The sequence below is a fragment of the Acidovorax sacchari genome (assembly GCF_042847045.1).
Classification (GTDB): Bacteria; Pseudomonadota; Gammaproteobacteria; order Burkholderiales; family Burkholderiaceae_C; genus Paracidovorax; species Paracidovorax sacchari.
Genome location: NZ_AP035783.1, coordinates 2,559,396 through 2,573,480 on the forward strand (window position 1 = coordinate 2,559,396; position 14,085 = coordinate 2,573,480).

The 14,085-nt window shown below is 67.5% G+C and carries 10 protein-coding genes and 2 tRNA genes; 6 read left to right on the plus strand and 6 right to left on the minus strand.

Translation table 11 applies throughout. From position 1 onward, the window contains the following. Nucleotides 1–6 precede the first annotated feature (6 nt). The 3 genes from ACGHC0_RS11630 to ACGHC0_RS11640 all read right to left on the minus strand — a co-directional run bounded on the left by ACGHC0_RS11630 (nt 7) and on the right by ACGHC0_RS11640 (nt 699). A tRNA-Asn gene (locus ACGHC0_RS11630) sits at nt 7–82 on the minus strand. Nucleotides 83–141: 59 nt separating this feature from the next. Next, nucleotides 142–217 (minus strand) — tRNA-Asn (locus ACGHC0_RS11635). 68 nt (nt 218–285) lie between these two features. Then, nucleotides 286–699 carry a YbaN family protein gene (locus ACGHC0_RS11640; protein ID WP_107159733.1) on the minus strand — a complete coding sequence of 138 codons (414 nt, stop codon included), beginning with the start codon at nt 697–699 and terminating at the stop codon, nt 286–288. A 44-nt stretch (nt 700–743) separates the two neighbouring features. On the opposite strand from ACGHC0_RS11640, the gene def reads away from it, so the two are divergent. Continuing rightward, nucleotides 744–1,283: a peptide deformylase gene (gene def, locus ACGHC0_RS11645; protein WP_368355356.1), complete on the plus strand. Its 540-nt coding sequence runs from the start codon at nt 744–746 to the stop codon at nt 1,281–1,283. Nucleotides 1,284–1,316: 33 nt separating this feature from the next. On the opposite strand, the gene ACGHC0_RS11650 is transcribed toward def, so the two are convergent. Continuing rightward, nucleotides 1,317–3,923: a [protein-PII] uridylyltransferase gene (locus ACGHC0_RS11650; protein WP_415268407.1), complete on the minus strand. Its 2,607-nt coding sequence runs from the start codon at nt 3,921–3,923 to the stop codon at nt 1,317–1,319. Nucleotides 3,924–4,026: 103 nt separating this feature from the next. Next, nucleotides 4,027–4,842 (minus strand): type I methionyl aminopeptidase, encoded by an 816-nt coding sequence (map, locus tag ACGHC0_RS11655; protein WP_368355357.1) that lies wholly within the window; start codon nt 4,840–4,842, stop codon nt 4,027–4,029. 205 nt (nt 4,843–5,047) lie between these two features. On the opposite strand from map, the gene purL reads away from it, so the two are divergent. The 3 genes from purL (at nt 5,048) to ACGHC0_RS11670 (ending at nt 10,309) form a co-directional block, all read left to right on the plus strand. Next, complete coding sequence (gene purL, locus ACGHC0_RS11660) at nt 5,048–9,091, plus strand: phosphoribosylformylglycinamidine synthase (protein WP_415268278.1); 4,044 nt, start codon at nt 5,048–5,050, stop codon at nt 9,089–9,091. 115 nt (nt 9,092–9,206) lie between these two features. Further along, on the plus strand, nt 9,207–9,857 hold the full coding sequence (locus ACGHC0_RS11665) for an N-acetylmuramoyl-L-alanine amidase (protein ID WP_415268279.1): 651 nt from the start codon (nt 9,207–9,209) through the stop codon (nt 9,855–9,857). Beyond that, nucleotides 9,854–10,309 carry a hypothetical protein gene (locus ACGHC0_RS11670; protein WP_415268280.1) on the plus strand — a complete coding sequence of 152 codons (456 nt, stop codon included), beginning with the start codon at nt 9,854–9,856 and terminating at the stop codon, nt 10,307–10,309. The genes ACGHC0_RS11665 and ACGHC0_RS11670 overlap by 4 nt, the downstream gene beginning before the upstream one ends. 53 nt (nt 10,310–10,362) lie before the next feature. Here the strand turns inward: ACGHC0_RS11670 and ACGHC0_RS11675 are convergent, their stop codons facing one another. After that, nucleotides 10,363–12,150 carry a putative bifunctional diguanylate cyclase/phosphodiesterase gene (locus ACGHC0_RS11675; protein WP_368355360.1) on the minus strand — a complete coding sequence of 596 codons (1,788 nt, stop codon included), beginning with the start codon at nt 12,148–12,150 and terminating at the stop codon, nt 10,363–10,365. Nucleotides 12,151–12,317: 167 nt separating this feature from the next. Here ACGHC0_RS11675 and ACGHC0_RS11680 point away from each other — a divergent pair, with 167 nt between their 5' ends. Beyond that, complete coding sequence (locus ACGHC0_RS11680) at nt 12,318–13,310, plus strand: DUF808 domain-containing protein (RefSeq protein ID WP_415268281.1); 993 nt, start codon at nt 12,318–12,320, stop codon at nt 13,308–13,310. Between the two features lie 102 nt (nt 13,311–13,412). After that, complete coding sequence (locus ACGHC0_RS11685; protein WP_368355362.1) at nt 13,413–14,015, plus strand: OmpW/AlkL family protein; 603 nt, start codon at nt 13,413–13,415, stop codon at nt 14,013–14,015. The last annotated feature ends 70 nt before the right edge of the window (nt 14,016–14,085 follow it).

Sequence of the window (14,085 nt, forward strand, 5' to 3'; positions counted from 1 at the left end):
TTGATGTGGCTCCTCGACCTGGGCTCGAACCAGGGACCTACGGATTAACAGTCCGGCGCTCTACCGACTGAGCTATCGAGGAATGACTCTTCGAATGTAAGCGGGCATTATTCGGTTGCAGTGCCCGCTGCAAAAACCTTCTGGCTCCTCGACCTGGGCTCGAACCAGGGACCTACGGATTAACAGTCCGGCGCTCTACCGACTGAGCTATCGAGGAACAAGACTTAGATTATATACACAAAAAACAGCCCGATCGGGAAACTCGCATGTCCGCGTCGAAAGAGTTCACTCGGGGCGACACCAGAGCCACACCAGCACGCAGGCCATGCAGGCCGATGCGCCGATGGCCACCCACCGCGGCGCGGAGCTGACCACGAGCACGACGCCGCACAGTGCCATCATGGCCGTGGCGCTCCATTTCGCGCGGCGGCTCACGCGGCCGCCGTCGGCCCAGTTGCGCAGCATGGAGCCGAAAAGCGGATGCCGCCACAGCCAGGCATGCAGCCGCGGCGAACTGCGTGCCGCTGCCCAGCCGGCCATGAGAACGAACACGGTGGTGGGCAGGCCGGGCACGAAGATGCCGACGATGCCCAGGCCCAGGCTGAGCGCCGCGAAGGCCAGCAGCAGCCAGCGCACCGGCGCCGGCAGGGGCGCATGGGCGGGAGGCGGAGGCAGCGGATCCGTGGGCGGTGCGGGCATGGGGCGATTGTGCCTTCCGATGCGCAGGGCGATATGCTTTCCACATGGCCATCCACGACATCCTCAAGATGGGCGACGAGCGTCTTCTGCGCACCGCCCGGCCCGTCGCCGAATTCGGCACGCCTTCGCTGCTGCAACTGGTGCAGGACATGCGGGACACCATGCGCGCGGTGAACGGCGCGGGCCTCGCCGCGCCGCAGATCGGTGTGGACCTGCAGGTGGTGATCTTCGGCTCCCGGGAGCGCAACCCGCGCTACCCCGACCGGCCGCTTGTGCCGCCCACGGTGCTGGTGAATCCGCGGATCACGCCGCTGGGCGACGAAGAGGAAGAGGACTGGGAAGGGTGCCTGTCCGTGCCGGGGCTGCGGGGCGTGGTGCCGCGCTGGTCGCGCATCCACTACACGGGCTTCGACGAGCACGGCGCGCCGATCGACCGCACGGTGGAAGGTTTCCATGCCCGGGTGGTGCAGCACGAGTGCGACCACCTGGTGGGCAAGCTGTACCCGATGCGCATCCGCGACTTCTCGCGCTTCGGCTACGCGGACGTGCTGTTCCCGGACATCGCGGAACACGAGGACGACTGACGCGCGTCCGGGGCTTTCCGGCCGGGCCGCGCCTCAGCCCGACAGCGCTTCCAGCAGTTCGGTCTCGATCTGGATCTGCCGTGCGTTGTGCTGCAGCTCCGGGCCCTGGATGAGGAAGGTGTCTTCCACGCGCTCGCCCAGCGTGCTGACCTTGGCGAGCTGCACGTTGAGGTGATGGCGCGACAGCACGCGCGCGACCAGGTAGAGCAGGCCGGCGCGGTCGCTGGCGGAGATGTGCAGGATCCAGCGCTGCGCCTTCTCGTCCGGCCGCAGGGCGACGCGCGGGGTGATCGGGAAGCTCTTGACCCGGCGCGAGACGCGCTTGCGGCCGGGTTCGGGCAGTGCTCCGCCTTCCTCGATGGTGCGCGCGAGTTCGCTCTCGACCATGTGGGTGAGTTCGCGGTAGTGGCCGGCCTGCTCCGGCGCGACGATCTGGAAAGTGTCGAGCGCATGGCCGTTGTTGGCGGTGTGCACGCGCGCGTCCAGGATGCTGAATCCGGCACGGTCGAAGTAGCCGCAGATGCGCGCGAAGAGGTCCGGCTGGTCGGGGGCGTACACGGCCACCTGCAGGCCTTCGCCGGCCAGGGACTGGCGGGCGCGGACGACCGAGCGTTCCGTGCCCACGTGGCGGGCCATGTGGCGGGCGTGCCAGGCGATGTCCGCGGCCTCGTGCCGCATGAAGTAGCCGACGTCCAGCGTGTCCCAGAGTTTCTTGTGGCCCTCGAAGGGCTGGGCGTTGAGCGCGAGCAGGACCAGCGCCTCGCGCTTGCGGGCCTCGACCTCGGCGGCGGCGTCGGGAGCGCGCCCGCCCAGCGTGCGCAGCGTGGCGCGGTAGAGGTCTTCCAGCAGCTTGCCTTTCCAGGCGTTCCAGACCTTCGGGCTGGTGCCGCGGATGTCGGCGACGGTGAGCAGGTAGAGCGCGGTGAGGCGCCGCTCGCTGCCCACGCGCCGGGCGAATGCAGCGATGACGTCGGGGTCGGTGAGGTCCTGTTTCTGGGCCACCTGGCTCATGGCGAGGTGTTCGGCGACCAGGAACTCGACCAGGGCGGAGTCTTCCACGCCCACGCCGTGCTGGCGGCAGAAGTGGCGCACTTCCTCGGCGCCGATGCGCGAGTGGTCGCCCCCGCGGCCCTTGCCGATGTCGTGGAAGAGGGCTGCGAGGTACAGCAGCCAGGGCTTGTCCCATCCCCCGGCGAGCTGCGAGCAGAAGGGATATTCGTGCGCATGCTCGGGCATGAAGAAGCGGCGCACGTTGCGCAGCACCATGAGGATGTGCTGGTCCACGGTATAGACGTGGAAGAGGTCGTGCTGCATCTGGCCGACGATGCGCCGGAAGGGCCAGAGGTAGCGGCCCAGCACCGAGGTCTGGTTCATGAGCCGCATGGCGTGGGTGATGCCCACGGGCTGCTGGAGGATGCGCAGGAACTGCTGCCGGTTGACGGGGTCCCGGCGGAAGGCGGCGTCCATGACGCCGCGGGCGTTGTAGAGCGCGCGCAGCGTGCGCACCGACAGGTCCTTCAGTCCTTCCTCTGTTTCGTAGAGCAGGAAGGTTTCCAGGATGGCGTGCGGCTCGCGGTGGTAGAGGTCGTCGCTGGCGACCTCGATGAGGCCGGACTTGTCGTAGAAGCGCTCGTTGATGGGCCGCAGTTCGTGGGAGGGCGGCGAGAGGCGTTCCTCGATGTTGAGCAGCAGGATCTGGCTGAGCTGCGAGACCGCCTTGGCCGCCCAGTAATAGCGGCGCATGAGGCTTTCGCTCGCCCGCAGCCGCTGCCGCTGCCCTTCGGCGGCGGCCTGGTTGCGGTAGCCGAAGGATTCGGCCACGGCGGTCTGCAGGTCGAAGACGAGCCGGTCTTCGTGGCGGCCGGCGATGGCATGCAGGTGCGCGCGGATGAGGAACAGCAGGGCCTCGTTGCGCTCGATCTGCCGTACCTCGAAGTCGGTGGCGAGGCCGTGGGCCGCGAGTTCCTTCCAGTTGCGGCCCAGGCCGCTGGCGCGGGCCACCCAGAGCACCGTCTGCAGGTCGCGCAGGCCACCGGGCGACTCCTTGCAGTTGGGCTCCAGCGCGTAGGGCGTGTTCTCGTATTTGTTGTGCCGCTGGCGCATTTCCAGCGTCTTGGCGACCAGGAAGGCTTCCGGGTCCATCTGTGCGTCGTAGCGCTGCTGGAAATCCGCGACCAGGGCAGCGCTGCCGACGATGCGGCGGGCCTCCAGCAGGGAGGTCTGCACGGTCACGTCGGCGGCGGCCTCGGTCAGGCACTCGGCCACGGTGCGAACGCTGGAGCCGATTTCCAGGCCGGCGTCCCAGCAGCTGCCGATGAAGGACTCGATGGCCGGGCGCAGCGGGCCTTCGCAGGCGGCCTCGCAGCCGTCGGGCAGCAGCACGAGCACGTCCACGTCGGAATAGGGGAACAACTGGGCGCGGCCGTAGCCGCCCACGGCCAGCAGCGCCAGGGTGTCCGGCAGGCCGGCCCGCTGCCACAGGGTGCGCAGCAGCCGGTCGGCAAGGGCGGACAGCTTGCCGAGCAGGGGGCGCACGCTGCGGGTGGAGGCTCCCCGGGACTGCAGGCTGGCCAGCAGGGTGGCCTTGTCCTGCCGGTAGGCGTCGCGCAGGGGCTGGAGTTCCGAAAGCGTGGGCGGCATGGCGTGCGGGGAAGAGAGCGATGGGGTCATCGGGGCGCGGTCGGCAGGCATGGCCGCTCCGCAAGCAAGAACCATGCTGCGCCTGTGCGCGCCGGCGCAGCCGTCAGGTCTTCACGGCAGTGACGAACGGAGGCAGCGGAGGGGAGCCGGCAGACAGGGTGAGGACCTCATAGCCCGTCTCGGTCACGAGCACCGTGTGCTCCCACTGGGCGGACAGGCTGTGGTCCTTGGTGACGATGGTCCAGCCGTCGTTGCCGTGCTCCTTGACCTCGCGGCGGCCGGCGTTGAGCATGGGCTCGATCGTGAAGGTCATGCCCGGCACCAGTTCCTCGAGCGTACCGGGGCGGCCGTAGTGCAGCACCTGGGGCTCTTCGTGGAATTTCTTGCCGATGCCGTGGCCGCAGAACTCGCGCACCACGGACAGGCCGTGGCCCTCGGCGAACTTCTGGATGGCATGGCCGATGTCGCCCAGGTGCGCTCCCGGCTTCACCTGCTGGATGCCCAGCCACATCGCCTCGAAGGTGAGCTGGCACAGGCGCTTCGCGGCGATGGAGACGTCGCCGATCAGGTACATGCGGCTGTTGTCGCCGTACCAGCCGTCCTTGGTGATGACGGTGACGTCCACATTCATGATGTCGCCCTTCTTGAGGGGCTTGTCGTTCGGTATCCCGTGGCAGACCACGTGGTTGAGCGAAGTGCAGAGCGACTTGGGGTAGGGCGGGTATCCCGGCGGCTGGTAGCCGATGGTGGCCGAGATGGTGCCCTGCGCGGCCATGCACTCGGCGGCGAGCCGGTCCACGTCGTTCGTGGTGATGCCGGGACGGATGTGGGGCGTGATGTAGTCCAGCACTTCCGAAGCCAGGCGGCAGGCTTCGCGCATGCCGGCGATTTCCTCGGCGGACTTGATGGTGATGCTCATGGCGGGATTATCCCATCGGGGGCCGTCCGGTGCCTCCGGTGGGGCGATGGCATTGGCGGCCGCCCGAAGCTGCTGGCGCCGGTAAAATGGCGGGCTGCGCCGAACGCGCCGCGACGCCCCGGAGGCTGGCCCCATTCAGCGGCCAGCCCGCCGGCCGCGGCCTCCCGCTCCGAGCCCCATCCTTTCCCCGCAACAGGCCGCCAAAGTGACCCTGCACCTTACCTCGTTCGAAGGCAGCAACGCCCTCAGCCCCTTCCGCGTCCAGCAGCTCCTGCCCCGCCTGCAGGCCATCCACGACCGCATCGAGGGAGTCGCGGCCCGTTTCGTGCACCTGGTGGCCACCGACGCCGAGCCGACGCCGGCCGACCGCGAGCGCCTGGCGGCCCTGCTCACCTACGGCGATCCCTATGCCGGCCCGGATTCCGGCCCCGCCATCGTGGTCTCGCCGCGCATCGGCACCGTGTCGCCCTGGGCTTCTAAGGCCACCGACATCGTGCGCAACTGCGGCCTGCACGTGCGCCGCGTGGAGCGGGTGACCGAATACCGCCTGTCGCTGCGCCCGGGCCTGCTGGGCGGCGTGCCCACGCTCACCGACGCGCAGAAGCAGGCCGTGGCCGCGCTGCTGCACGACCGCATGACGGAATCGGTGCTCTGGGACCGGGCCGGGGCGGCCGACCTGTTCACCGAACTGCCTGCGGTGCCCATGGAATTCGTGGACGTGCTGGGCGGCGGGCGGGCAGCGCTGGAAGGCGCGAACACCCGCTGGGGCCTGGCCCTGGCGGATGACGAGATCGACTACCTCGTCAACGCCTTCACGTCGCTGCGCCGCAACCCCACCGACGTCGAGCTGATGATGTTCGCGCAGGCCAACAGCGAGCACTGCCGCCACAAGATCTTCAACGCACGGTTCACCATCGACGGCCAGGAACAGGACAAGAGCCTGTTCGCGATGATCCGCAACACCCACCAGCTCGCGCCGCAGCACACCATCGTCGCGTACTCCGACAACGCCTCGATCATGGAAGGCAGCGCCGTCGAGCGCTTCATCGCGCCGGCCGCCACCGGGCGCGCGGCGCAGGACGTTCCCGCCTACCGCAAGAGCGACGCCACGCACCATGTGCTCATGAAGGTGGAGACGCACAACCACCCGACGGCGATCTCTCCGTTCCCCGGCGCCTCCACGGGCGCGGGCGGCGAGATCCGCGACGAGGGCGCAACGGGCCGCGGCTCCAAGCCCAAGGCCGGCCTCACCGGCTTCACGGTATCGAAGCTCTGGGGCGGCTGGAGCGACGAGGCGGGCGGCAAGCCGGAACACATCGCGAGCCCGCTGCAGATCATGGTCGAGGGCCCGCTGGGCGGCGCGGCCTTCAACAACGAATTCGGCCGGCCGAACCTGCTGGGCTACTTCCGCGAGTACGAACAGGACGTGGCCGGCGTGCGCCGCGGCTACCACAAGCCGATCATGATCGCGGGCGGTCTGGGCGTGATCGACGCGGGCCTGACGACGAAGATCGAGTTCCCGGCCGGCACGCTACTGATCCAGCTGGGCGGCCCGGGCATGCGCATCGGCATGGGCGGCGGTGCGGCCAGTTCCATGGCGACGGGCACCAACGCGGCCGAACTCGACTTTGATTCGGTGCAGCGCGGCAACCCCGAGATCGAGCGGCGCGCACAGGAGGTCATCAACCACTGCTGGGCGCAGGGCGCGCAGAACCCGATCCTGGCGATCCACGACGTGGGTGCGGGCGGGCTGTCGAACGCGTTCCCTGAACTGACCAACGATGCGGGCCGCGGCGCGCGCTTCGACCTGCGGGCGGTGCAGCTGGAAGAGTCCGGCCTGGCGCCCAAGGAGATCTGGTCCAACGAGAGCCAGGAGCGCTACGTGCTGGCGATCGCGCCTGAATCGCTGGAGACCTTCCGCGCGTTCTGCGAGCGCGAGCGCTGCCCCTTCGCCGTGATCGGCACGGCCACGGGCGAGCGCCAGCTGGTGCTGGAAGACACGGCCGTGGAGGCGGGCGACCAGAAATTCCCCGTGGACATGCCCATGGACGTGCTGCTGGGCAAGCCGCCCAAGATGCACCGCGACGTGAAGACGGTGCGCCGCGAGGCCGCGCCGATCGAACTCACCGGCGTGCCGCTGCAGAAGGCCGTGATCGACGTGCTGGCCCATCCCACGGTGGCGTCCAAGCGTTTCCTGATCACCATCGGCGACCGCACGGTGGGCGGTCTGTCGCACCGCGACCAGATGGTGGGCCCGTGGCAGGTGCCCGTGGCCGATTGCGCCGTGACCCTGGCCGACTACCGCGGCTTCGCGGGCGAGGCGATGTCCATGGGCGAGCGCACGCCATTGGCTGCGATCGACGCGCCGGCTTCGGGCCGGATGGCCGTGGCCGAGGCGATCACCAACCTGCTGGCCGCGCCGATCGAGTTGCCGCGCGTGAAGCTGTCGGCCAACTGGATGGCGGCCTGCGGCGAGCCCGGCGAGGACGCGGACCTGTACGCCACCGTGAAGACCGTGGGCATGGAGCTGTGTCCGCAGCTGGGCATCAGCATTCCGGTGGGCAAGGATTCGCTGTCCATGCGCACCGTATGGACGAGCCCCTCCGGTAGCGGGAAGGATGACGGCGGCGCCGCGAAGAAGGTCACCTCGCCGGTGAGCCTGATCGTGAGCGCGTTCGCCACGCTGTCCGACGTGCGCGGCACGCTGACGCCGCAGCTCGATGCGCAGGAAGAGGACACCACGCTGGTGCTGGTGGACCTGGGCAAGGGTCGTTGCCGCATGGGTGGCAGCATCCTGGCGCAGGTGCTGGGCCAGGAGGGCGGCGAGGTGCCCGACCTGGACGACGCGCAGGATCTCGTGAAATTGGTGGATGCCGTGAACGCGCTGCGTGCGCAGGGCCGCATCCTGGCCTACCACGATCGCAGCGACGGCGGCCTGCTGGCCGCGGTGGCCGAGATGGCCTTCGCGGGGCATGTGGGCGTGGCACTGAACGTCGATCTGCTGGTGACGGAAGGCGACGGCATCGCCGACAGCCGCATGGAAACGGGCGACGCCAAGAACTGGGCGCAGCAGGTGAGCGCGCGGCGCGAGGAACTGACGCTCAAGGCGCTGTTCAACGAGGAACTGGGCGTGGTGCTGCAGGTGCGCACCGCCGAGCGCAACGAGGTGATGCAGACCCTGCGCGAGCACGGCCTCTCGAAGTTCAGCCACTTCGTCGGCAAGACGCGCCCGGCCGCATCCGCGATGGACGTGGGCAAGGGCGAACTGCAGGTGTGGCGCGACGTGAAGGCGGTGTTCAGCGCATCCCTGTCCGACCTGCACCAGGTGTGGGACGCCGTGAGCTGGAAGATCTGCCAGCAGCGCGACAACCCCGCCTGTGCCGATGCCGAGCATGCGGCGGCGGGCGCGCCCGAGGATCCGGGCCTGCACGTGGCGCTGACGTTCGACCCGGCCGAGGATGTGGCAGCCCCGTTCCTGAACCTCGCACGGCCGAAGGTGGCCATCCTGCGCGAGCAGGGAGTGAATTCGCACATCGAGATGGCCTATGCCTTCAACGAGGCGGGTTTCGACGCCTACGACGTGCACATGACCGACCTGCAGTCGGGCCGCGCGCGGCTGGCCGACTTCAAGGGCGTGGTGGCCTGTGGCGGCTTCAGCTACGGCGACACCCTGGGCGCCGGCATCGGCTGGGCGCGCTCGATCACGTTCAACCCGGTGCTGTCCGAGCAGTTCCAGGGCTTCTTCGGCCGCGCCGATACGTTCGGCCTGGGCGTGTGCAACGGCTGCCAGATGTTCGCCGAACTGGCCGACATCATCCCGGGCGCCGGGGCCTGGCCGCGCTTCACCACCAACCAGAGCGAGCGCTTCGAGGCCCGCCTGTCGCTGGTGGAAGTGCTGGAGTCGCCCAGCCTGTTCTTCGCAGGCATGGCCGGCAGCCGGCTGCCGATCGCCGTGGCGCACGGCGAGGGCTATGCGAACTTCGCGCGCCGCGGCAATGCCGCCCAGGCGATCGCGGCGATGCGCTTCGTGGACCACCACGGCGCCCCCACCGAGCAGTATCCGTTCAACCCCAACGGCAGCGCGGGCGGCCTCACGGCGGTGACCACGGCGGACGGCCGCTTCACGGCCATGATGCCCCACCCCGAGCGCGTGTTCCGCAACATCCAGATGAGCTGGACCAGCGGCGACCGCAGCGCGCTGAGCCCGTGGATGCGCATCTGGCGCAACGCGCGCAAGTGGGTGGGGTGACTTGGCTCTGCTCCCGACACTTGTAGCTGTTTATGTTGAGCATTCCTTAAATTGATTTCCAAAGGCACTATTCCTGATGAAAATTAGGAATCAGTGCGATTTGGAATTTTTCTTGATGTTCAATGTCAACGGTATGGGGATGATCGTGGGAGATTCGCGGGTCAAGGAGAAGCGTTTCCCCGTCATTGAGCGCTCATCAATGGAGCATGTACGTGGATTGATTATTCATCAAACGGATTCGGAGGATGAGTTCTCGGTTTTTGCCAGCTATTCCCGGAAAAATGCGAATGGTGCGCATTTTCTCATTGCAAAGAACGGGGGAATTTATCAAACCGCCTCTCTTTTTCGAACCACGAGGCATGTAGGGAAAATAAAGGCCCGCTGCATGGCTGAACATCGATGCACACCTGCAGAAGTTGTTCGGTATCGAAAGTTTTCACCCGATGGCACCAATAGGCTGGAAATGGTGAAGACTGTGCCGCAACGGTATCCTTCCAATTTCGATAGCGTTGGAATAGAGGTTGTCGGAAAATGCCGCCTGCCTGCCCATATCCACATGCCACCGGGACTTACAGATATCGAGAGGAATTCCTTTGTCGACAAGTTTGGTGTCTATGATCCGCTCACTACTGCGCAGCAAGGAGCTTTACAGTATTTGTTGAGGGAATTGGTCAGTACTCTGCACGTGCCATTGGAGGAGATTCATCGACATCCTGATGTTAGCTACAAGCAGAAAACCGAAGCTGCCACTGCTGTTCTGAGATGAAGTCGTCATACATATGTTCTCTTTGGCTTGTGTTGTCGGCCCTCTGCGCTTTGGAGGCCAAAGCGGGAACAGAAAAACCTCCCTTCGCCCACGCGAAGATTCAGAAAATCTTCATCGAACGCCCCGCAGCCCAGGCGCGATTCGCGCCAGAAGTGGATTGCCGCGGCCTGGCGCTGGACGCCAGGCGGGTGAAGTTTTTCCTGCAGCATGCCGCCCTCACGGACAGTGGTTCGTACCGGCGCAATGCCATCCTGGACGATTGTTCGGCCGATGCCAACGTGGTGTTTTCGGATGGCAGGACCGCGACCGTATCCATCGACAGCGGGACGGGATGGGGCGCGGTGAGCCATGGGCAGCGGTCCCGGTTCCTGGCCTGCGAGGCGTGCGTGGATATCCTGCAGCCGGACTTTCCCTTTGATCCGAAGCGCAGGCCCTCTGACGCGGAGCGTTAGCTGTCGGCGCGGTGCGGCGCTGCGCGGCCTGCCGGGACGCTGTTCCCGCCCGTTCAGTCCTGCTCGAGCGTGACGAGCTGGTTCCAGCGGTGCACGAAGGTGAAGGCCTCGGCGGGTGGCAGGGGGCGGCTCAGGTAATAGCCCTGCACCTGGTCGCAGCCCAGTTCCATGAGCTGGTCGAACACTTCGGCGGTTTCCACGCCCTCGGCCAGGAGGCGGTAGCCCAGGGTGTGGCCGAGCTGGACCATGCCGCGCACGACATCGAGGGCGCGGGCATCGGTGCCGATGGGCCGGATCAGGGCCTGGTCGAGCTTGAGCACCTCGGCCGAGAGGTCGTACAGGCATCCGAAATTGCAGTAGCCGGTGCCGAAATCGTCGAGCGCCACGCGCACGCCCATGGCACGGGCCGCCTTGATGCCTTCCAGGGTGGGACCTTCCGTCAGCACCGCGTTCTCGGTGCATTCGATCTCGAGGCGCGACGGGGCGAGCCGGTGCCGGGCGAAGGCATTCTGGAGCATGCCGGCGAATCCGGGCTGTTCCAGGTTGCGCGGCGACACGTTGATCGCCACGTCCACCTCCAGGCCGGCGTCTTCCCACGCGCGCACCTGGGCCAGCGCTGTGTTCAGCACCCATTCCGTGACGGCCTGGATGTAGGTGGTCTTCTCCAGCAGGGGAATGAAATCGCCGGGCGACACGGGGCCCAACTGGGGGTGGTCCCAGCGAAGCAGGGCCTCCAGGCAGGTGTAGCGTGTGGAAGCACGCTCGAACTGCGGCTGGTACACCAGCCGGAATTCTCCCGCCATCAGCGCGCGGGGAATGCTGCCCATGAGCTCGTAGGAGCGGCGGTAGCTGAGGTCCACCGCGGCGTCGTAGCTGCACACCGCCGTGCCGGACATCGGTTGATGGTAGAGCGCGGCGTTGGCGCGCCGCAGGGAGTCGACGGCGTCCGCAGCCTCCAGGGTGAAGGGGGCCACCCCGATGCGCCGCCGCTGGTTGATGACGATGCCCGAGCCCGTCGGCAGCGGCGCGACCAGGGTGTCCAGCAGTTGCTGCGTGAACTGCGCCACTGTCCGTTCGTCGGAGTCCCGCAGCACGAGTGCCAGCCGCGCGACGCCGGTGTGGTACACGCGGGACTGGCTGCCGACGAAGAAGGCCAGCCGCCTGCCGGCCTCATAGGTCAGATGTTCGATGGGCTGCATGCCGATGGCCCGGGCGGCATCCATGATGCCGTCGTGCGGCAGGAGTTCGATCAGGACCAGCACGCGCTGCTCGCCGGGCGCCGCCCTGCACAGTCCATGGAGGTCATGCAGCAGTTGCGTCCGGTTGGGCAGCAGGGTGGATTCGTCCACGCGCGCGGCGGCGCACTGCAGGTCGATCTGGGCCATCACCAGCGCGGCCAGGTCTTCCAGCTGCCGCTGCTGTGCGGTGTCGAAAGTGCGGGGAACGGTGTCGATGAGGCACAGGCTGCCCAGGTGGTGGTGGCCCCGCAGGATCAGGGGGGCTCCGGCGTAGAAGCGGATGTACGGCGGCCCCTGGACGAGCGGGTTGGCGGCGAAGCGCGGGTCCAGGAGCGCGTCTTCCACCACCATGACCTCGGAGGAGCGGATGGTGTGGTCGCAGAAGGCATCCTCGCGGCAGGTTTCGCGCACAGGCAGTCCGACCTGCGACTTGAACCATTGCCGGTCCGCGTCCACCAGGCTGACGAGCGCGATGGGGACATCGAAAAGGCGGCTGGCCAGCCGCGTGATGCGGTCGAACTCCTCGGTCGGCGGAGTGTCCAGCAGACCGGTGGCCCGCAGGGCCGTCAGCCGTTGCTGCTCTGCGCTGATCGGAGGGGTCATGAGGAGGACGCGAATACGTGGTGCCGCAGAGGATATTCAATTATCTCAGCCTTGGTTTTTGCAAGGGTGTTCCCTGGCTCCATTCCGACGCCGCGCCGCCCGCTTCCGCGCACCGCCGGCCGGGCGCAGGGCTCCATAATCGGCGCCTCTCAACCAAGGAGCTTCGCATGGCCGGCGCCAGCCTTTTGACCCTGCTCGACGATATCGCCGCGGTGCTCGACGACGTCGCCCTCATGACCAAGGTGGCTGCGAAGAAGAGCGCCGCGATGGCCGACGACGTGTCGGTGATGACGAAGACGGCCGCGCAGAAGACCGCCGGGGTGCTCGGCGACGATCTCGCACTGAACGCCCAGCAGGTGACCGGTGTGCGCGCCGAGCGCGAACTGCCGGTGGTCTGGGCGGTGGCCAAGGGGTCGCTGGTGAACAAGGCCATCCTGGTGCCGGCGGCGCTGTTGATCAGCGCGTTCGTTCCCTGGGCCGTCACCCCCTTGCTGATGCTGGGAGGGGCGTTCCTGTGCTTCGAGGGGGCGGAGAAGCTGGCGCACCGGTTCCTGCACCAGGACGCCGCAGGCAGGGACGCGGACCGGGAGGCCCATGCCCAGGCTGCCGCGAATGCCGCCGTGGACATGGCGGCCTTCGAGAAGGACAAGGTACGCGGAGCGATCCGCACGGACTTCATCCTGTCCGCGGAGATCATCGCGATCACGCTGGGCACGGTGGCTGGCGCGCCTTTCGGCCAGCAGGTGGCGGTGCTCTCGGGGATCGCGCTGGTCATGACCGCCGGGGTGTACGGGCTGGTCGCCGGCATCGTGAAGCTCGATGACGCCGGCCTCTGGCTCAGCCGTCGCTCCCTCGGCGCCCTGCGTGTGCTGGGCCGCGGCATCGTGGCGGCTGCGCCCTGGCTGATGAAGGTGCTCTCCGTCGCGGGAACGGCCGCCATGTTCCTGGTCGGGGGCGGCATCCTGGTGCACGGCCTGCCGTCGCTGCACCATGCGGTGGAAGGGTGGGCCTCGGCGGCTGCGCAAGGAGGCGGCGGGTTCCTGCAGGTGGTGGTGCTCAATCTGCTCAATGCCGCGAGCGGCATCGTCGCGGGCGCGCTGGTGCTGGCCGGCGTGACTCTGGTGCAACGCTGGCGCGGGCGCAAGGCCGGCGCGCATTGAGGGCACGCGTGGCCCTTTGATCTGTGGCAAGGCGGGCGGGGCGTTTTGGAAGCCCAATGCGTTCACGGGGGCCGTCCCCGTTCAACCGCATCGAGTTCTCCTATGAAAAAGAATCTGCTCGCCCTGGCTGCCCTGTGCGTTCTGACCTCCGGCGCTGCCTACGCGCAGGCTGCCGACGGCCAGGGCCCCTGGATGGTCCGCGTCCGTGCGGTCCATCTGGACAGCGCCAACAAGGACAGCACCGGACTGGGCCTGTCGATCAACAACAAGACCATTCCGGAAGTCGATATTTCGTACTTCTTCGACAAGAACATCGCCGCGGAACTGGTGCTGACGGTGCCGCAGAAGCAGAAGGTGTATTCCAGCGCGCTGGGGGCCCAGATCGGTACGCTGAAGCACCTGCCTCCGTCGCTGATGCTGCAGTACCACTTCGACGCCCCGGGCTTCCGGCCGTACGTCGGCGCAGGCATCAACTACACCCGCTTCTCCAGCGTGCGCCTGCCCGCCGGCGTGAGCATCGACAAGAGCAGCTGGGGCGGCGCCCTGCAGCTCGGCGTGGACATTCCGCTCACCAAGAACCTGTCGCTGAACTTCGACATCAAGAAGGTGTACATCCGCACCGATGTGGCTGCCAACGGTGCCACGCTGGGCACCCTGAAGATCGATCCGGTGCTGGCCGGCGTGGGTCTGGGCTGGCGCTTCTGAACGAACAGGCAGGATGGGGGCCGGCGCGCATGCGCCGGCCCTTTTTCTTTCCGCGGCCGGAATGCAGGCT